The organism is Halopseudomonas oceani (assembly GCF_002903165.1).
Taxonomy (GTDB): Bacteria; Pseudomonadota; Gammaproteobacteria; order Pseudomonadales; family Pseudomonadaceae; genus Halopseudomonas; species Halopseudomonas oceani.
This window is the reverse complement of sequence record NZ_PPSK01000009.1, coordinates 125,784-144,265: the sequence shown is the minus strand read 5'-3', so window position 1 is coordinate 144,265 and position 18,482 is coordinate 125,784. Positions and strand designations below refer to the sequence as shown.

Below are 18,482 nucleotides of genomic sequence, written 5' to 3'. Positions count from 1 at the left end.
CTACCCTAGTCAGCCTCTTCAGCGTCGCGCTGTGCGACCGAACCTCGTACCACAGGACACACCCATGAAGATCGTCTCATTCAACATCAATGGCCTGCGGGCTCGTCCGCACCAGTTGCAGGAACTGGTCGCTCGCCACAACCCGGACGTCATCGGCCTGCAAGAAACCAAGGTTGACGATCCGCAGTTTCCGCTCGCCGATGTCGAGGCGCTGGGTTATCACGTTGCCTTTCATGGCCAGAAGGGTCACTACGGCGTGGCCCTGCTGACCCGCGAGCAGCCACTTTGGGTGCGCAAGGGCTTTCCCACCGACGAGGAGGATGCTCAGCGGCGGATGATCAGCGCCGCCATCCCCTGCGCCGACGGCGAGCCGCTGATTGTGTTCAACGGCTACTTCCCGCAAGGCGAAAGCCGCGACCACCCGGTCAAATTTCCGGCGAAGGAAAAGTTTTACGCCGATCTGCAAGCCCACCTGGAAGACGAGTTCACACCGAATCAACGCATCGCAATCATCGGCGACATGAACATTTCCGACACAGACGCCGACATCGGCATTGGCCCGGACAACGCCAAGCGCTGGCTGCGCACCGGCAAGTGCAGTTTCCTGCCGGAAGAACGTGGCTGGATGCAGCGTCTGAAGGGCTGGGGACTGGTCGATACCTTCCGCCACCTGAACCCCGACTCCGACCGCTTCAGCTGGTTCGACTACCGCAGCCGCGGTTTTGAAGACACCCCCAAGCGCGGACTGCGCATCGATATGGTGCTGGCCAGCCGGGCACTGGCCGAGCACTGTGTAGAAAGCGACATCGACTACGACATTCGCGGGATGGAGAAACCCTCCGACCACGCGCCGATCTGGTCGCGCTTCGACGTCTGAGCCAGACAAAAAAAGACCGGCATTCGCCGGTCTTTTTCGTTACGGAAAGCCTCAGGCGACCTCCGCCTCCGGCACCTCAATTTCCAACTCGCCATCACGCAGCGTGACGTGCACGGTACCGCCCTGCTCGGCCAGCTCGCCAAACAGGATCTGCTCAGCCAGCGGACGCTTGATCTTGTCCTGAATCAAGCGGGCCATCGGGCGAGCGCCCATCATCGGATCGTAGCCGTGCTCGGCTAGCCAGTTGCGGGCATCTTCGTCCACATCCAGCAGTACGTGCTTGTCTTCCAGCTGGGCCTGCAGTTCGGTGAGGAACTTGTCGACCACGAACTTGATGCTTTCGTGAGTCAGGCGGCCAAACTGGATAATTGCATCCAGACGGTTGCGGAACTCCGGCGTGAAGGCTTTCTTGATGATCTCCATACCGTCGGTACTGTGATCCTGCTTGGTGAAACCGATCGACGCGCGCGACATGGTTTCGGCACCGGCGTTGGTGGTCATCACCAGGATAACGTTGCGGAAATCAGCCTTACGACCATTGTTATCGGTCAGCGTACCGTGGTCCATCACCTGCAGCAGCAGGTTGAAGACTTCGGGATGCGCCTTCTCGATTTCATCGAGCAGCAATACGCAATGCGGACTCTTGGTGACAGCTTCGGTCAACAGGCCGCCCTGGTCGAAACCGACGTAGCCCGGAGGCGCACCAATCAAACGGGAGACGGTGTGCCGCTCCATGTACTCGGACATGTCGAAGCGCAGCAGCTCAACGCCAAGGCTCTTGGCCAGCTGACGAGTCACTTCTGTCTTGCCGACACCAGTCGGACCGGCGAACAGGAAAGAGCCGACCGGCTTGTCTGCCGACTTCAAGCCGGCACGCGACAGCTTGATCGCGGTAGACAGTGCGTCGATCGCGCTGTCCTGACCAAACACCACCAGTTTCAGGTCGCGTTCCAGGTTCTTCAGCAGCTCCTTGTCGCTTGAGGAAACATGCTTCGGTGGGATCCGCGCGATCTTGGCGACAATCGCCTCGACCTCGGGCACGTCGATGAATTCCGGACGATTTTCCGGCAATTGCAGGCGCTGATAGGCACCTGCCTCGTCGATCACGTCAATCGCCTTGTCGGGCATGTGACGGTCATTGATATAGCGGCTGGCCAATTCAGCCGCCGCTTTCAGCGCCTCATCGGTATAGCGAATACCGTGGTGCTCCTCGAAGCGGCTCTTGAGCCCCTTGAGAATCTGAATGGTGTCGGTAACCGACGGCTCGACCACATCGACCTTCTGGAAGCGACGCGCCAACGCGCGATCTTTCTCGAAAATACCGCGAAACTCCTGAAAGGTAGTGGAACCAATGCAACGAATTTCACCGGACGACAGCAGCGGCTTAAGCAGATTCGAGGCGTCCATAACACCGCCCGAGGCCGCGCCAGCACCAATGATGGTGTGGATTTCGTCGATGAACAGAATCGCGTGCGGGCGCTTCTTCAGCGCTTTGAGCAACGCCTTGAAGCGTTTCTCAAAGTCACCGCGGTACTTGGTGCCCGCCAGCAGCGCGCCCAAGTCCAACGAGTAGACCACGGCTTCAGACAGGGTATCCGGCACCTCGCCATCAACGATGCGCTTGGCGAGCCCCTCGGCAATGGCCGTCTTGCCGACGCCAGCCTCGCCGACCAGCAGCGGATTATTTTTGCGGCGGCGCATGAGAATCTGCGCAACGCGCTCTACCTCAGATGCACGCCCTACGAGGGGATCGATCCGACCCTTGCGCGCCATCTCGTTCAGGTTGCTGGCATAGGCCTCCAGCGGGTTGCTGGCGGTCGCCCCTTCTGCCGCCTCTTCATCCATGGACTCCTGCTCATCGCCAAGCTGCTCGGCATCGCTCTGAACCTTGGAGATCCCGTGGGAGATGAAGTTGACGATGTCGATACGCGCAATCTGCTGCTGCTTGAGGAAAAAGACAGCCTGACTTTCCTGCTCGCTGAAAATCGCGACCAGCACATTCGCGCCACTGACCTCGCCCTTGCCGGAGCTCTGGACATGGAATACCGCGCGCTGCAGTACGCGCTGAAAGCCCAGCGTCGGCTGAGTCTCACGCTCCTGATCCTGCTTCGGAATCAGCGGCGTGGTGGAGTCGATAAATTCAGTGAGTTCGCTCCGCAGGCGCTCCATATCTGCGCCACAGGCATTGAGGACTTCGATCGCGGCCTGATTGTCCAGCAGCGCCAGCAGCAGGTGTTCAACGGTCATGAACTCATGCCGCTTGTTGCGTGCATCCTTGAACGCCAGATTCAGGGTGATTTCGAGATCTCTATTGAGCATGTTGCCACCTCATATGCGATGCAAATCGCCTTGTTACGCTTCCCGTTCAATCTGACACATCAACGGGTGCTGGCATTCCCTCGCGTAGTCGTTGACTTCCGCGGCCTTGGTTTCGGCTATGTCCCGGGTATAAATGCCACAGACCGCTCTACCTTCAGTATGCACCTTGAGCATGATCTGAGTAGCACTTTCCCGGTTGTGGGCAAAAAAACGCTCCAGAACCTCCACGACAAAATCCATCGGCGTGTAGTCATCGTTAAGCATGATGACCTTGTAACGAGACGGAGGCTTGAGCTGAGGCTTGCTGGTCTCGACCGCCAGGCCGTGATCATCCTCGTGCTCGGGTTCCCCCGCCCCCTGATTTAAGGTTAGTTGAAAATCTGTCATTGAAAACATCTGCCATTTCACCGCTGGAAGCCAGAAAAGATGCCGCTCATCGCAAAACTGCGTACTGGTACACAGGTTGCTTTGGGGCCAACTTGACTTGCCCCGATTCGATGTTAAAAGTGTAATAGTGCCTGACTGACCGGTCACCATTTATATCCGGAACAGACCGCTGGTCAGCAAGGGCCACACCAATCACATGACGTGACAAGCTACCAGAGGGACGCAGTATGGAGAACGGTAAGGTCAAATGGTTCAATAATGCCAAGGGCTACGGGTTTATCGTAGCGAACGGGCGGGACGAGGACCTCTTTGCGCACTATTCAGCTATCCACATGGATGGCTATAAAACGCTCAAGGCCGGCCAGCCGGTTCAGTTTGACATCATCCAGGGCCCCAAGGGCTTGCACGCCATCAACATCCAATCCACTGTTGAGCACGCTAGCAAGAAACAGGTGGAAAATGAAGGCGCAGCGAGCCTCATGCATGACTGATCGCTGATTTCGATCGCGCAAACAACAAAGCCGGCTTTCGCCGGCTTTGTTGTTCTTGCCCGGAAACGAGCCGCCCAGGGCGGCTCGCACCGCAGTACTTACATCGAGCCGATAACGTCGTCACCAAACTCGGAGCACTTACGCAGCTTGGCACCATCCATCAGGCGCTCAAAGTCATAAGTGACGGTCTTGTTGGCGATCGCACCGTTAACACCCTTGATGATCAGATCAGCCGCTTCAACCCAACCCATGTGGCGGAGCATCATTTCAGCAGACAGGATCACTGAACCCGGGTTGACCTTGTCCTGACCAGCGTACTTCGGAGCAGTACCGTGGGTCGCTTCGAACATGGCAACGGAGTCAGACAGGTTGGCGCCCGGAGCGATACCGATACCACCCACTTCAGCGGCCAGCGCGTCGGACAGGTAGTCACCGTTCAGGTTCAGGGTAGCGATCACGTCGTATTCGGCCGGACGCAGCAGGATTTGCTGCAGCATGGCGTCAGCGATGACGTCCTTGACTACGATAGTCTTGCCAGTGTTCGGGTTCTTGAACTGCATCCACGGGCCGCCGTCCAGCAGCTCAGCACCGAATTCGTCACGGGCAATCTCGTAACCCCAATCCTTGAAGGCACCTTCGGTGAACTTCATGATGTTGCCCTTGTGAACCAGGGTCAGGGAGTCACGGTCGTTGTCGACGGTGTATTGCAGAGCCTGGCGAACCAGACGCTTGGTGCCTGCTTCGGAAACTGGCTTGATACCGATACCACACATGTCGGTGAAGCGGATCTTCTTGACGCCCATGTCTTCGGTCAGGAACTTGATGATCTTTTCAGCTTCCGGGCTACCGGCTTTCCACTCGACACCCGCGTAGATGTCTTCGGAGTTCTCGCGGAAGATGACCATGTCAACATCACCCGGCTTCTTGACCGGGCTCGGCACGCCTTCAAACCAGCGAACCGGACGCTGACAGACGTACAGGTCAAGTTCCTGACGCAGGGCAACGTTGAGGGAGCGGATACCACCACCTACCGGAGTAGTCAGCGGGCCCTTGATGGAAACAACGTACTCTTTAATGGCGTCCAGCGTCTCAGCCGGCAGCCAGGTGTCTTGATCGTAGACTTGAGTGGCTTTCTCGCCCGCATAAACTTCCATCCAGGAAATCTTGCGCTTGCCGGCGTACGCTTTTTCAACAGCAGCGTCGACGACCTTGATCATGACAGGGGAAATATCGAAACCGATGCCGTCACCCTCGATGAAGGGGATGATCGGATTGTCGGGTACGTTCAGGGAAAGGTCGGCGTTAACGGTAATTTTGTCGCCGCTGGCCGGCACCTGGATCTTTTGGTATCCCATCTTTGACTCCGTTTATGTTGTCGTTGCCACAGGCGATGCCGGCAGGTGGGTAACCCCCGACATCCCATGAATACGGATTTTCAGCCGCGCTATTGTTGTAGTTTTCCTACAGAATGTCACGCACTTTTGTCTTCAATCTCGCCACCAACCACTCTCCTTCGCTATTTAAGCAATCTATGAGAGGCGATCAATCAAGAATATGTAGTAACACTACAACCACACTACAAAACGCAGCCAATCAGAATCCTAGCTGTTTTCCGCCGCTTTACCAAAGCCGGCGGCGGAGGTTGTTCACCGCAACAGCGGTTTGCGCTACCCTATCGCACCTGCCGAGGAGCCGCGATGCGATTTTTACCCCACGTTACTGTCGCCACCATCGTCGAGCATCAGTCACACTATCTGATGGTTGAGGAGGAGCGTGATGGGCGCATTGTCCTGAATCAACCTGCGGGCCACCTGGAAGCCGACGAAACCCTGCTCCAGGCCGCCTTGCGAGAAACCCTGGAAGAAACCGGCTGGCACGTCGAACTCACTACTGTAGTTGGCCTTTATCTTTTTCAGGCAGCCAACGGCGAAACCTACCAGCGCGTTTGCTTCAGTGCCAAGCCTATCAGTCATGAGCCCGAACGCACGCTGGACGAAGGTATTATTCGCGCCCGCTGGATGTCGCTGGACGAACTTGTCGACAATACTGAAATGCTGCGCAGCCATCTGGTTCTAGGTTGCGTGCAGGACTACCTGAATAAACCGCACTACTCACTGGATCTGATTCGCTGATATGTCTACCCAGCCCAATACGCCCAATTCTGAAATTCGCGTCATCGTCGGCATGTCCGGCGGTGTCGACTCGTCCGTTTCTGCAGCGCTGCTGCTGGAACAGGGCTATCAGGTAGAAGGCCTGTTCATGAAGAACTGGGACGAAGACGACGGCACTGAGTACTGCACTGCCAAGGAAGACCTCGCTGACGCACAGGCTGTCAGTGACCGCTTGGGGATCAAGCTGCACACCGCGAACTTTGCTGCCGAGTACTGGGACAATGTGTTCGAGCATTTCCTCGAAGAGTACAAAGCCGGCCGCACACCCAACCCGGACATCCTCTGCAACCGCGAAATCAAGTTCAAGGCGTTTCTGGACTACGCCCTGTCGTTGGGCGCCGACCTGATCGCTACGGGTCATTACGTCCGCCGCGCTGAACGCGACGGTCAGACCGTGCTGCTGCGCGGGATCGACAACAACAAGGACCAGAGCTACTTCCTGCATGCCGTCGGTGCCGAGCAGATCGCGCGCACCCTGTTCCCGGTTGGCGAACTGGAGAAACCCGAAGTGCGTCGCATCGCCGAGCGCTACGAGCTGGCGACCGCCCGCAAGAAGGACTCGACTGGCATCTGCTTTATCGGCGAGCGTCGTTTCAGCGACTTTCTCAAACAGTACCTGCCCGCCCAGCCCGGCGACATAGAGACCACGGACGGTACCGTGATCGGCCGTCACCACGGCTTGATGTACCACACTATCGGTCAGCGCCAGGGGCTGGGTATCGGCGGCCTGCAAGGCGCCAGCGACGAGCCCTGGTACGTACTGCGCAAGGATCTGACCAATAACGTACTGGTCGTTGGCCAGGGCAATAACCATCCATGGCTGTTTTCCGACGCCCTTACCTGCTCATCGATCTACTGGGTCAATCCGATCGACACCAGCGAACCGCTGCGCCTGACTGCCAAGGTTCGCTACCGTCAGGCTGACCAGGCATGCACGCTGGAGCAGACTGCTGACGGCTACCTCGTGCGCTTTGACGAGCCGCAACGCGCTGTGACGCCCGGCCAGTCGCTGGTCTTGTACAGCGGCGACATCTGCCTGGGTGGCGGCGTGATCGAGACCGCCATTGCCAGCGGAGACGCGCCGTGAGCCGTATCACTGATCAAATCATCGCACTGGGGGCCACATTCGAAGCCGGCATTCAGGTTGATCGCCTGGCACGCAGCGGCAAGGTGTCCGAAGGCCCTGTTGCCTGCCTGGTTGCCAGTATCCTCAACCGCTCACCCGACAACGTGATCGACGTTTATGGTGGCAGCCCGCACCAGATTCGCAACGGCCTGCAAGCACTGGAAGCCATGCTGGAGCGCGATACCGGTGCGCTCCAGCGAGACGCTCTGCGCTATGTAATGAACCTGCTCTCTCTTGAGCGTCAGCTGGCCAAGCGCGAGGACATGCTGCAGGTGCTCGGCCAACGCATCGCCCAGGCCGAACACCAGGTCGAGCACTTTGGTCTGCTGCACGATAACGTCATGGCCTCACTGGGTAGCACCTATCAGGACACTATCAGCACCTTGCGCCTGCGCATTCAGGTGCACGGTGACATGCGCTTTTTGCAGCAGCCGGAGGTCGCCAACCGGGTGCGCACGCTGCTGCTGGCCGGTATTCGCTCTGCCACACTCTGGCGCCAGGTTGGCGGCCATCGCTGGCAGTTGCTATTTCAACGCAAGAAGCTGCTGGACGCCACCCGCGCGGTGCTGCGTGGTTGAACTGGTCCGCCAGGACCAGCCGCGCGCTGGCGCCATGCTGCTGGCGCTGTCCGCCCTGCTGTTCGCCTGCATGGGCGTGCTGATCCGCGAGGTATCCGAAGGCGTCAATAACGAAACCGTCGTCTTCGCACGCAACCTGATCGGCGTGCTGTTTTTCCTGCCGATCATTCTGGTTCGCGGCTTCGGCCCTTTCCGCACCAATCGCCTTGGCAATCACTTCCTGCGTACCTTCTATGGCCTTGGCGCCATGTACTGCTTCTTCTACGCCATCGCTCACCTACCGCTGGCAGACGCCATGGTGTTCACCTACGCAGCCCCCGTCTTCACTCCGGTTCTGGCCTGGTGGTGGCTGAAGGAAAGCCTGACCGGGCGCATGCTGCTGGCGGTATCCATCGGCTTCGTTGGCGTTGTCCTGGTCGCCAAACCAAGCGGTGCGCTGTTTGACCCCAAAGCCCTCGCCGGCGTAGCCGCCAGCCTGCTCGCGGCCTGCGCCTTCGTCTCCATCAGAGCCATGAGCAACAGCGAGCCAGCAACCCGCATCGTCTTCTATTTTTCGACCTTTTCAGCCCTGCTGTCGGCCATTCCGATGACTTGGGCCTGGCAACCCCTGACACTGAAACAAGTCGGCCTACTGATTGCGGTAGGCCTGGTAGCGACCGTCAGCCAACTGGTGATGTCCAAGGCCTACGCCCTCGCCCCACCCGGCAAGATCGGGCCATTGAGCTACCTGGCTATCGTGTTTTCCGGGCTGTTTGCCTGGGCGCTGTGGGGCGAAGTACCGGGTTGGTCATCCTGGGCCGGTGCCGGCCTGATCTTCGCTGCCAGCCTGATCAGCGTGTATCTGCCCTCCAAGTCGGGCAAAACCCGCACGGCTGGTGTATGATTTGGCCCTTTTCCGCCAGCTGCTCGACGAGAGAACTATGCAACTTTCTTCCCTGACCGCCGTATCCCCGGTTGATGGCCGCTATGGCAGCAAGACCGCCAGCCTGCGCTCTATTTTCAGCGAATATGGCCTGATTCGCTTCCGTGTACAGGTCGAAGTGCGCTGGCTGCAGTGCCTCGCCGCTCATCCGGGCATCAGCGAAGTCGCGCCCTTCTCCGCCGAAGCCAATGCGATCCTGAATCACCTGGCTGAAGACTTCGACATGGCCCACGCCGAGCGCGTCAAAGAGTTCGAGCGCACCACCAACCACGACGTGAAAGCCGTCGAGTATCTACTCAAGGAACAGGCCAAGCAGCTTCCGGAGCTGGAAAAAGTCAGCGAATTCATTCACTTCGCCTGCACTTCTGAAGACATTAACAACCTGTCCCACGCACTGATGCTGCGTGCTGGTCGCGATGAAGTGCTGCTGCCGCTGATGCGCCAGATTGCCTCCGCCATTCGCGCCCTGGCCGTTGAGCATGCCGCCGTACCGATGCTGTCACGCACCCACGGCCAGCCTGCCTCCCCGACCACACTGGGCAAGGAGCTGGCCAACGTGGTTTACCGCCTGGAACGCCAGATCGCTCAGATTGAGAGCATCCCGCTGCTGGGCAAGATCAATGGCGCCGTCGGCAACTACAACGCTCATCTGTCGGCCTACCCCGAACTGGACTGGGAAGCCAACGCCAAGCAGTTCATCGAGCAGACGCTGGGCCTGCAGTTCAACCCCTATACCACCCAGATCGAGCCGCACGATTACATCGCCGAGCTGTTCGACGCGGTCGCCCGTTTCAACACCATCCTGATCGACTTCGACCGCGATATCTGGGGCTATATCTCCCTCGGTTACTTCAAGCAGAAGACCGTTGCCGGCGAAATCGGCTCCTCGACCATGCCGCACAAGGTCAACCCGATCGACTTCGAAAACTCCGAAGGTAACCTGGGCATCGCCAACGCCATCATGCAGCATCTGGCTAGCAAACTGCCGATCTCCCGCTGGCAGCGCGACCTGACCGACTCGACCGTACTGCGCAACCTCGGCGTCGGCTTTGCCCATAGCGTTATCGCCTATGAATCCTCGCTCAAGGGTATTGGCAAGCTGGAGCTGAACGCGGCCCGCCTTGCTGACGACCTGAACAACTGCTGGGAAGTACTGGCCGAGCCGATTCAGACCGTGATGCGCCGTTTCGGCGTTGAAAACGCCTATGAAAAGCTCAAGGACCTGACCCGTGGCAAAGGCATCACCCCAGATGCCCTGCTAGCCTTCGTCGATGGCCTGGATATTCCGGAGCAAGCCAAGGCCGAGCTCAAGGCGATGACCCCGGCCAGCTACATCGGCAATGCCGTGGCGCAAGCCAAACGTATCTGACCCGGCCGGTCCTACCGGACCCGCCACCTTTTACCAACGCCCGGATTGACCGGGCGTTGTCTATTCTGGAGCCAGAATGATGACCAATGAATTTGACTCGCTGTTCGGTGATATCGGGGTAGAACGCTTCCTCGCCGAGTATTGGCAACGTAAACCGCTGCTGATCCGCCAGGCCTTCCCCAACTTTGAAAGTCCCATTGAGCCGAACGAACTGGCAGGGTTGTCGCTGGAGGAAGAAGTCGAGTCTAGGCTGATCCTCAAAGATGGCGCTCACCCGTGGGAACTGCAGCGCGGCCCCTTCCCTGACGACACCTATTCCAAGCTGCCGGAACGAGACTGGACTCTGCTGGTGCAGGCCGTGGATCAGTTCATCCCGGAGGTCGCCGACCTGCTCGAACAGTTCCGCTTCCTGCCAACCTGGCGCATTGACGACATCATGATCAGCTACGCAGCACCTGGCGGTGGCGTGGGCCCGCACTATGATAACTACGATGTCTTCCTGCTGCAGGGGCACGGCAAGCGTCGCTGGCGCGTCGGCCAGCACTGTACCGTCGACAGCCCGCTGCTCGACCACCCTGATCTGCGCATCCTTGCCGACTTCGACTGCCAGGATGAGTGGGTACTGGAGCCGGGCGACATGCTCTATATCCCGCCGGGCATTGCCCATGACGGCATCGCTGAGACCGACTGCATGACCATTTCGGTCGGCTTTCGCGCGCCGAGCCATCAGGAGGTACTGGTGCATTTCACCGACTACCTCGCCCACCACCTCAGTGACGATGAGCGTTACACCGACGCCGGTGCCAGCCTGCCTCAGGACCCGGCTGCCATCGATCAGGCAGCGATCGAGCGTTTGCAACAAAGCGTACTGGAACTGGTCTCAGATAAAGAAGCACTGGCAACCTGGTTCGGCCGCCATATGACCGAAGCCAAATACCCGGAGTTGGCTCAGGCCTACGCGGGCGAGCCAGAGCCACTGATGGAAGCACTGCATGAAGGCATCGGACTGTGCACCAACCCGGCAGTCCGCCTGGCCTACTGGCAGGCCAGTGACGGTAGCCTGCGACTGTTCGCTAACGGCGAACACTGTGTGGTCGGCGGTTCGCTGCTGCCGCTGGTTCAGCTAATCTGTAATCAGCGCTCACTGCCAGCCGAAGTACTACTTGGCTGGGCCGCAGAAGACGACGCGCAGGAGCTGCTTGAACAGTTGGTGGAGAAAGGCTTTTTGCTGATGGAGAGGCAGGATGAGTGATATCGTCGTGACAACCGTTGACTGGCACACAGGCAAGGCCCTGCGTGACATTCGTCAAAAGGTATTCATCGATGAACAACAGGTGCCGGAAGACCTGGAGTGGGACGCGCAGGATGAAGAGGCAACGCACTTTCTGCTGCTGCGCGCCGGCCACCCGGTCGGCACCGGCAGGCTGCTAAAAGACGGCCATATCGGCCGCATAGCCATTTTGCCGCAACACCGGGGCCTTGGCCTCGGCGAGCGCCTGATGCGAGCCATCATGGCGCACGCCATCGACAACAGCATGCACACACTGCTCCTGTCCGCGCAAACCCACGCAGTTCCCTTTTATCAGCGCCTGGGCTTTGAGGTCTGCTCGGACATCTATCTCGATGCCGGCATCGAACATCAGGACATGCGCTGGAGCGATGACACGCAGGAATCCGATCACCTGCCCCACATCGAGTTTGTCTCGCCCGGACGCTTCACCATCCACAACCCGGATGAAGCACTGGCACCTCCAACTGAGTACAACCAGCCAGGCATGACCGCCATCGATGAGCACAACGCCCAGCAGCAACTCATACAACTGATCGATGACTGCCGCCAGACACTGCTCATTTACTCGCCTGAGCAGGCGCAATGGCTGTTCAATCGCCAGGCCACCATCCAGGCATGCGAGCGACTCATTGCACGCAACCCCAAGGCACGTATTCAAATACTGCTGCAGGACGTCAGCAACGAGTTCCTCCGCGGCCACACACTGCTGAGCGTCATGCGCCGCTTCCCCAGCCTCTGCCAGATCCGCAAGCAGCACCCGGACCTGCCAAGGCAGTCTTACTGCCAGGCCATGACTGATCAACAGGGCTTTCTGATGTTGCCAATCGCCCGCACACGTGAGGGCTTTGTTCGGGTAGAAAGCCGAGATCAAGTGAAACGCTGGAGCGATAGCTTCAACGATCTCTGGGGCACTAGCCAGACCGACTCGGCTATTAGGAGCTTCCTGCTATGAAAGATCGCGCATTCGCAGCCCTGCTCGCCAGCATGCTGTGGCTGGTAACGATAACCAGCCAGGCGGCACCAACCACGGAAATCGTGCCACTAGGCTACAACATGGCCGAAAACCTGATTCCCGCGCTGCAGCCGATGCTGCAATCCAATGAACGAGTATCGGCGTACGGCAACCAACTACTGATCCGCGCAGAGCCGCATCGACTCAGCGAAATCAAACAGCTGATCGCCCAATTGGACAAGCAGCCTTCGCGCCTGTTAATCAGTGTCGCCAATACGGGAAGCAGCAGCGGCATTGAGCAGGGTTACCGGGTTGATGGCCGGGTTGATACCGGGCCGGTCGACATCATTGTTGGCCAGCCTCGCCACGACGGCAACACTGCCCGCATTATCAACCGCCGCACCACTGGTGCCAACGACGGCGTGCGCCAGATAACCACCAACGAGGGCTATCCGGTGCTGATACAAGGCGGCCAGAGCGTCCCGATAACAACAACCACAACCAACATCTACGGACAGGTGGTCCAGCAAACCCAGTACCAGGACGTAACCGAGGGTTTTTACGCCACCGTGCGTCTCAACGGCGACCTCGCCACCATCACCATCAGCGCCAACAACAACCGCCTGAACAGCGAACACCGCAATGTCATTGACGTTCAGCAGGCCGATACCGTCGTCACCGCAAGACTCGGTGAATGGGTCTCCATTGGCGGAATCAACAACACGTCGCGCGACAACAGCGGCGACGTTGGCCGCAGCATCAGCACGCAACGCAATGACAGCACCAGCTTGCGGCTCAAGGTTGATCGACTTGACTGACGCGTCACAACCCGAACCTTGTAGTGCCACTAAAAAAATCACTACAAACGGCATTGACTTATCAGGACCGAAGTCCCATCATTGCCCTCGCTCCCGCTAGCCAGAGACCTTAAGGTCTCCGCTTCGCACCCATACCAACGGTTCGATGCGTGTCTTTACAGCCCACAAGGCAGAATGACGAGGTGGCGACTGGAACCAAGTTGTCCTGAGGGACGGGGAAGCAATTTAAGCTGCACAGTTAACGCCGGCAGGCAAACGCCATTATCGATGGCTTAGCGCTCGCACAACTGTCACCTCCTCTCCTCTCGGCATCTAGCCAGTCTCTTCCTTTTCATATTGTCCTTTGAGCGTAACCGCAGCAGCGGAGCATTGGGTCGACAAATCGTGCAGAACCTAACGCAAACTTTGAAGGATTGACCATGTCAGCTTATCAAAACGACATCAAAGCAGCTGCCGAGCTGAAAGAACAAGCAGGTAGTGGCTGGAGCGCTATCAACCCTGAGTCCGTCGCTCGCATGCGCGCACAGAACCGCTTCAAGACCGGTCTGGACGTTGCCAAGTACACCGCGGCCATCATGCGCAAAGACATGGCTGACTACGACGCCGACTCTTCCGTATACACCCAGTCCCTGGGTTGCTGGCACGGCTTCATCGGTCAGCAAAAGCTGATCTCCATCAAGAAGCACCTGAAGACCACCAACAAGCGTTACCTGTACCTGTCCGGCTGGATGGTTGCTGCTCTGCGTTCCGAGTTCGGTCCGCTGCCTGACCAATCCATGCACGAGAAGACTTCCGTTGCCGCTCTGATCGAAGAGCTGTACACCTTCCTGCGTCAAGCTGACGCCCGTGAACTGGACCTGCTGTTCACCGCTCTGGACGACGCTCGCGAAGCTGGCGACCAAGCCAAAGCGGCTGAAATCCAGTCCCAGATCGACAACTTCGAAACGCACGTTGTGCCGATCATCGCCGACATCGACGCTGGTTTCGGTAACGCTGAAGCGACCTACCTGCTGGCCAAGAAGATGATCGAAGCTGGTGCTTGCTGCATCCAGATCGAAAACCAGGTTTCCGACGAGAAGCAGTGCGGTCACCAGGATGGCAAGGTAACCGTTCCGCACTCCGACTTCCTCGCCAAGATCAACGCTGTTCGTTACGCGTTCCTCGAGCTGGGTGTTGACGACGGCGTGATCGTTGCCCGTACCGATTCCCTGGGTGCTGGCCTGACCAAGCAGATCGCTGTCACCAACGAGCCGGGCGACCTGGGCGATCAGTACAACAGCTTCCTGGATGGCGACTACATCTCCAGCGCCGACGACATCCAGAACGGCGACGTTGTAATCAAGTCCAACGGCAAACTGCTGAAGCCCAAGCGTCTGGCTTCCGGTCTGTTCCAGTTCCGCAAGGACACCGGTGTTGACCGCGTTGTTCTGGACTGTATCACCAGCCTGCAACACGGTGCCGACCTGCTGTGGATCGAAACCGAGAAGCCGCACGTTGGTCAGATCGCCGAGATGGTTAACCGCATCCGCGAAGTCGTCCCGAACGCCAAGCTGGTTTACAACAACAGCCCGTCCTTCAACTGGACTCTGAACTTCCGTCAGCAGGTATTCGATGCCATGGCTGCAGAAGGCAAGGACGTTTCCGCTTACGATCGCGCCAAGCTGATGAGCGTTGAGTACGATGAAACCGAGCTGGCTCAACTGGCTGACGAGAAGATCCGTACCTTCCAGGCTGACGCCTCTCGCGAAGCGGGTATCTTCCACCACCTGATCACCCTGCCGACGTACCACACTGCCGCACTGTCTACCGACAATCTGGCAAAAGGCTACTTCGACAAGGAAGGCATGCTGGCATACGTCAAAGGTGTTCAACGTCAGGAAATCCGTCAGGGTATCGCCTGCGTCAAGCACCAGAACATGGCTGGCTCCGACATCGGTGACAACCATAAAGAGTACTTCGCTGGCGAAGCAGCTCTGAAAGCTGGCGGTAAAGACAACACCATGAACCAGTTCGGCTGATAAGCCACTGGTTCAGAGCCTTCGGGCTCAGGTGTGAAAAAGGGGCTGCCTATGGCAGCCCCTTTTTTCTATCAAGCATCACGCTGCTCAGGTAAAATGCGCAGCTCTTCTGCCCCACCACCACGCTTCACGCAACAAGGCATTAATCAGTTATGGCACGCCTGCAACTTGAGTTCCCAGAGAACCAGTTTTACTTCACCACGCAGCTCACGGTGCGTATCACCGACATCAACGGCGCCAACCATCTGGCCAATGATTCGATGATCTCGATGATCTCCGAGGCGCGAGCGCGCTTTCTGTATCAGTTCGGTATCGAAGAGGTAAGCGAGAAAGGCGTAGGCATCATCGTTACCGACCTGGCAACCACCTACCTTCGCGAGGCTTTCGCCCGTGACGCACTGATTTTTGAAGTCGGCCTGATGGACCTGAACAAATACGGGGGCGACATCATTTTCCGTATCAGCAAGGCCAGCAATGGCGAACTGGTTGCCTTGGCCAAATCCGGCTTTGTCTTTTTCCACTTTGCCACCGGCAAGGTACGTCCGATGCCGGAAGACTTCCGCCTGCGCTTTCCCGGCGTCAACTCAATCGAGCAAGAAAGCACAGACGACTGATAATTCAGACAATAAAAAACCCGGCCACTGGCCGGGTTTTTTGTGCTCTGGTTAGTGAATTACTTCACTTCAACCTGAGCCTCAACTTCAGCTTCAACGCGGCGGTTCATGGAACGGCCTTCGTCAGTGCTGTTGTCAGCGATCGGACGCGCTTCACCGTAACCAACCGAGCTAACGCGAGAACCGTCAACACCTTCGCTGATCAGCGCTTCGCGAACTGCGTTGGCACGACGCTCAGACAGGTTTTGGTTGTAGGCATCGCTACCGACGGAGTCAGTATGACCTTCAACGGTAGTGGTTACCGACGGGTAGGTCTTCATGAACTCAGCCAGGCTCTGGATGTCCTGACGGTACTCCGGACGAATGGTGTCCTTGTCGAAATCGAACAGCACGTCCAGCTCAACACGGACCGACTGCATTTCGGGTGCGGGGGTCGGCTCCGGCATCGGTGCAGGCGCAGGCGCTGGCTCAGCGACCGGCTCAGACTTGCCACCGAAGTTGATACCCAGACCTACACCGGCTTGCCATTCGGTATTGCCGTGATCGAAACCATACAGTGCATCAACACCCGCCTTCACGAAGAAGTTCTCGTTCAGGTAGTTCTTGATACCAACACCAGCCATGGCCATGGTGGTGCGGTCATCAGTGTTGTCGCTATCAGCCTTCAGCTCTTGGTGAGCCAGACCGGCAGAGATGTAGGGGAGAACATTGCCGGTACCGAAGTGATAAACCGCTTCGACCTGAGCCAGCTTGCCGTCAACATCTTCGTTGGTGCCATCGACTTCCAGGTTCTTGTACTTACCAAGGCCCATGTTCAGCAGCACGTTTTCGCTGACGAAGTAACCGATGTTGCCACCCACCAGGGTGCCATCATTCAGGCCGTACATGCTGTCAGTGAAGTAACGGTCAGCAAAGGCTTCAACCTCAACCGAACCGGCCTTGCCAGCCATCGCAGACATGCTGGATGCGGCAATAGCAGCACCAACAACGAGACCCACAGTGTTTTTCAATTTCATCTTTGAATCCCCATCAAATCCATTAAGACGTTAAGCTTGTGCAAAACTCCGCAACAGTATAACTGAATCCTGTTAATAACTATACAAGTCTTATATAAAAGGACTGTCAATCTGATTACGCAGTTTCTCCAAAGCCCGCTTATAGCGCATTTTGGTCGCACTCAATCCCATATGCATGATGTCTGCAATCTCCTGAAATTCGAGCTCCGCTACAAAGCGTAGCACCAAAATCTCACGATCAATCGGATTTACGTGTACCAGTAAGCTATTCAGGCCTTTTGAGGCCTGTGGTTGCAGCTCCTGCTCCTCGGCCTCCTCCTGCGGATCAAGGCTGAGCGCGTCGAGCAGACGGCGTTTGCGCTTCTCTTTGCGGTACTGAGTTATACATTCGTTATAAGTAATACTATATAGCCACGTTTTAAACTTGGCCTTGCCTTCAAACTGTTTCAGCCCATGCAAGACTTTCAGCATTACTTCCTGACAAACGTCATCAGCATCCCGCTCGTTACCTAAATAACGAACACAAACATTGAACAAAGTTCGCTGATACCGCCGCATCAACTCCTCATAGGCAGTCGTAGTGTGAATAAGCTCACTCTTTGCCCTGAGCACCAGCTCCTCGTCATCGAGGTCTGCCGGATTGTAATGGCGGCGTGGACGGTTGAGACTGACCAAGGTAGTAACGTCTTCCGTTTGGCTATCAGCGGCGCTCAGCGCCGCACCTGCTCGTCAATCAACAAGCGATTGGCCAGCGACACCAGCTCACCATCGTCATTGAGGATCTGCGTCTTGACGGTGCCAATCTCCTCGACGACCCCTTCAATTCCCGCCACCTTGATGCGATCACCGGGCTGATAGAGTTCGCGGACGTAAACGCCGGCAATGATCTGGGAAACCACCTGGCGACTGCCAAGGCCTAGTGCCAGTGCGGCTGCACCACCAAAACACACCAGCACAATCGCAATGACCAGATTGAGCAGCGCCGTTTCGATCTGCAACTGACCGATCGCCAGCGAGACAGTAATAATGACCAGCAGTCCCTGTACGAACCGCCCCAGACCGCTCGCATACTCCATCCCCATGCTTTCTGCCGTGCCGCGCACAACACCGTTAACCAGGTGCGACAGCAGCAGACCACCAAGCAGGATCAAAGCCGCACCGACGACCTTTGGCAGGTACAGCGTGATAGCGTCCAGCGTAGACGATACCCGCGCCAACCCCAGAGACTCGGACGCCGATACAACGAAGGTCAGCAGGATAAACCAGTAGGCAACCTTACCCGTCAGATCAGACACTGAACTGTTGATACCGACGCGGGCCAGCATCTTATTGACGCCCGTACCGCCCATCAAACGATCCAAGCCAACCTTTGCCAGTCCCTTGCTTAGCACCGCATCAACCACCTTGGCCACAATCAAGCCAAGCAGCACGATGAACAGCGCAGCGATCAGGTCGGGAATAAATGAGGCCACCTTGCTCCACAGAGTGGTCATGGCCGCTACGAAGCTTTGACTCCAGACATCGAATTCCATG

The 18,482-nt window shown here is 57.6% G+C and carries 18 protein-coding genes; 12 read left to right on the top strand and 6 right to left on the bottom strand.

From position 1 onward, the window contains the following. Window positions 1-64 precede the first annotated feature (64 nt). Window positions 65-877 (top strand): exodeoxyribonuclease III, encoded by an 813-nt coding sequence (gene xthA, locus C1949_RS11130; RefSeq protein WP_104738552.1) that lies wholly within the window; start codon window positions 65-67, stop codon window positions 875-877. A gap of 51 nt (window positions 878-928) precedes the next feature. On the opposite strand, the gene clpA is transcribed toward xthA, so the two are convergent. Beyond that, window positions 929-3,196, bottom strand: a complete 2,268-nt coding sequence (gene clpA, locus C1949_RS11125; RefSeq protein ID WP_104738551.1) for an ATP-dependent Clp protease ATP-binding subunit ClpA — start codon at window positions 3,194-3,196, stop codon at window positions 929-931. 33 nt (window positions 3,197-3,229) lie between these two features. Continuing rightward, a complete protein-coding gene (gene clpS / locus C1949_RS11120; protein ID WP_104738550.1) occupies window positions 3,230-3,592 on the bottom strand; it encodes an ATP-dependent Clp protease adapter ClpS in 363 nt (120 codons plus the stop codon). Window positions 3,593-3,810: 218 nt separating this feature from the next. Here clpS and cspD point away from each other — a divergent pair, with 218 nt between their 5' ends. Continuing rightward, entirely contained in the window at window positions 3,811-4,074 is a 264-nt protein-coding gene (gene cspD / locus C1949_RS11115; RefSeq protein WP_104738549.1) for a cold shock domain-containing protein CspD, read from the top strand. A gap of 98 nt (window positions 4,075-4,172) precedes the next feature. Here the strand turns inward: cspD and icd are convergent, their stop codons facing one another. Next, a complete protein-coding gene (gene icd / locus C1949_RS11110; RefSeq protein ID WP_104738548.1) occupies window positions 4,173-5,429 on the bottom strand; it encodes an NADP-dependent isocitrate dehydrogenase in 1,257 nt (418 codons plus the stop codon). 342 nt (window positions 5,430-5,771) lie between these two features. On the opposite strand from icd, the gene C1949_RS11105 reads away from it, so the two are divergent. From C1949_RS11105 to C1949_RS11060, 10 genes are all read left to right on the top strand, one after another. After that, complete coding sequence (locus C1949_RS11105; RefSeq protein WP_104738547.1) at window positions 5,772-6,206, top strand: NUDIX hydrolase; 435 nt, start codon at window positions 5,772-5,774, stop codon at window positions 6,204-6,206. A 1-nt stretch (window position 6,207) separates the two neighbouring features. Beyond that, window positions 6,208-7,332, top strand: coding sequence for a tRNA 2-thiouridine(34) synthase MnmA (gene mnmA, locus C1949_RS11100; RefSeq protein ID WP_104738546.1), 1,125 nt, complete (start codon window positions 6,208-6,210; stop codon window positions 7,330-7,332). Next, window positions 7,329-7,949 carry a high frequency lysogenization protein HflD gene (hflD, locus tag C1949_RS11095; RefSeq protein WP_104738545.1) on the top strand — a complete coding sequence of 207 codons (621 nt, stop codon included), beginning with the start codon at window positions 7,329-7,331 and terminating at the stop codon, window positions 7,947-7,949. Before mnmA ends, hflD begins: the two co-directional genes overlap by 4 nt. A gap of 34 nt (window positions 7,950-7,983) precedes the next feature. Then, window positions 7,984-8,832: a DMT family transporter gene (locus C1949_RS11090; RefSeq protein WP_104738565.1), complete on the top strand. Its 849-nt coding sequence runs from the start codon at window positions 7,984-7,986 to the stop codon at window positions 8,830-8,832. A gap of 37 nt (window positions 8,833-8,869) precedes the next feature. Next, window positions 8,870-10,240, top strand: coding sequence for an adenylosuccinate lyase (gene purB / locus C1949_RS11085; protein WP_104738544.1), 1,371 nt, complete (start codon window positions 8,870-8,872; stop codon window positions 10,238-10,240). 79 nt (window positions 10,241-10,319) lie between these two features. After that, window positions 10,320-11,492 (top strand): ribosomal protein uL16 3-hydroxylase, encoded by a 1,173-nt coding sequence (locus C1949_RS11080; protein WP_229744424.1) that lies wholly within the window; start codon window positions 10,320-10,322, stop codon window positions 11,490-11,492. Further along, window positions 11,485-12,483 carry a GNAT family N-acetyltransferase gene (locus C1949_RS11075; RefSeq protein WP_104738542.1) on the top strand — a complete coding sequence of 333 codons (999 nt, stop codon included), beginning with the start codon at window positions 11,485-11,487 and terminating at the stop codon, window positions 12,481-12,483. Before C1949_RS11080 ends, C1949_RS11075 begins: the two co-directional genes overlap by 8 nt. After that, window positions 12,480-13,301, top strand: coding sequence for a secretin N-terminal domain-containing protein (locus tag C1949_RS11070; RefSeq protein ID WP_104738541.1), 822 nt, complete (start codon window positions 12,480-12,482; stop codon window positions 13,299-13,301). Before C1949_RS11075 ends, C1949_RS11070 begins: the two co-directional genes overlap by 4 nt. 419 nt (window positions 13,302-13,720) lie before the next feature. Beyond that, a complete protein-coding gene (locus C1949_RS11065) occupies window positions 13,721-15,319 on the top strand; it encodes an isocitrate lyase (protein WP_104738540.1) in 1,599 nt (532 codons plus the stop codon). Window positions 15,320-15,471: 152 nt separating this feature from the next. Beyond that, complete coding sequence (locus tag C1949_RS11060; protein WP_104738539.1) at window positions 15,472-15,933, top strand: acyl-CoA thioesterase; 462 nt, start codon at window positions 15,472-15,474, stop codon at window positions 15,931-15,933. Between the two features lie 59 nt (window positions 15,934-15,992). Here C1949_RS11060 and C1949_RS11055 read toward each other — a convergent pair whose 3' ends face one another. From C1949_RS11055 to C1949_RS11045, 3 genes are all read right to left on the bottom strand, one after another. Next, window positions 15,993-16,949: an OmpA family protein gene (locus C1949_RS11055; RefSeq protein WP_104738538.1), complete on the bottom strand. Its 957-nt coding sequence runs from the start codon at window positions 16,947-16,949 to the stop codon at window positions 15,993-15,995. A gap of 90 nt (window positions 16,950-17,039) precedes the next feature. Continuing rightward, the gene (sigX, locus tag C1949_RS11050) at window positions 17,040-17,624 is read right to left on the bottom strand and encodes an RNA polymerase sigma factor SigX (RefSeq protein ID WP_104738537.1); all 585 of its coding nucleotides are present in this window, start codon (window positions 17,622-17,624) and stop codon (window positions 17,040-17,042) included. A 35-nt stretch (window positions 17,625-17,659) separates the two neighbouring features. Then, entirely contained in the window at window positions 17,660-18,481 is an 822-nt protein-coding gene (locus C1949_RS11045) for a mechanosensitive ion channel family protein (protein WP_104738536.1), read from the bottom strand. Between the last annotated feature and the right edge of the window lies 1 nt (window position 18,482).

Coding starts and splice junctions, on each gene's coding strand:
- clpA (WP_104738551.1), bottom strand. CDS start 3,196: ATGCTCAATAGAGATCTCGAAATCACCCTGAATCTGGCGTTCAAGGAT.
- C1949_RS11090 (WP_104738565.1), top strand. CDS start 7,984: ATGCTGCTGGCGCTGTCCGCCCTGCTGTTCGCCTGCATGGGCGTGCTG.
- icd (WP_104738548.1), bottom strand. CDS start 5,429: ATGGGATACCAAAAGATCCAGGTGCCGGCCAGCGGCGACAAAATTACC.
- C1949_RS11060 (WP_104738539.1), top strand. CDS start 15,472: ATGGCACGCCTGCAACTTGAGTTCCCAGAGAACCAGTTTTACTTCACC.
- C1949_RS11105 (WP_104738547.1), top strand. CDS start 5,772: ATGCGATTTTTACCCCACGTTACTGTCGCCACCATCGTCGAGCATCAG.
- C1949_RS11075 (WP_104738542.1), top strand. CDS start 11,485: ATGAGTGATATCGTCGTGACAACCGTTGACTGGCACACAGGCAAGGCC.
- C1949_RS11070 (WP_104738541.1), top strand. CDS start 12,480: ATGAAAGATCGCGCATTCGCAGCCCTGCTCGCCAGCATGCTGTGGCTG.
- cspD (WP_104738549.1), top strand. CDS start 3,811: ATGGAGAACGGTAAGGTCAAATGGTTCAATAATGCCAAGGGCTACGGG.
- xthA (WP_104738552.1), top strand. CDS start 65: ATGAAGATCGTCTCATTCAACATCAATGGCCTGCGGGCTCGTCCGCAC.
- C1949_RS11045 (WP_104738536.1), bottom strand. CDS start 18,481: ATGGAATTCGATGTCTGGAGTCAAAGCTTCGTAGCGGCCATGACCACT.
- C1949_RS11065 (WP_104738540.1), top strand. CDS start 13,721: ATGTCAGCTTATCAAAACGACATCAAAGCAGCTGCCGAGCTGAAAGAA.
- mnmA (WP_104738546.1), top strand. CDS start 6,208: ATGTCTACCCAGCCCAATACGCCCAATTCTGAAATTCGCGTCATCGTC.
- C1949_RS11080 (WP_229744424.1), top strand. CDS start 10,320: ATGACCAATGAATTTGACTCGCTGTTCGGTGATATCGGGGTAGAACGC.
- clpS (WP_104738550.1), bottom strand. CDS start 3,592: ATGTTTTCAATGACAGATTTTCAACTAACCTTAAATCAGGGGGCGGGG.
- purB (WP_104738544.1), top strand. CDS start 8,870: ATGCAACTTTCTTCCCTGACCGCCGTATCCCCGGTTGATGGCCGCTAT.
- C1949_RS11055 (WP_104738538.1), bottom strand. CDS start 16,949: ATGAAATTGAAAAACACTGTGGGTCTCGTTGTTGGTGCTGCTATTGCC.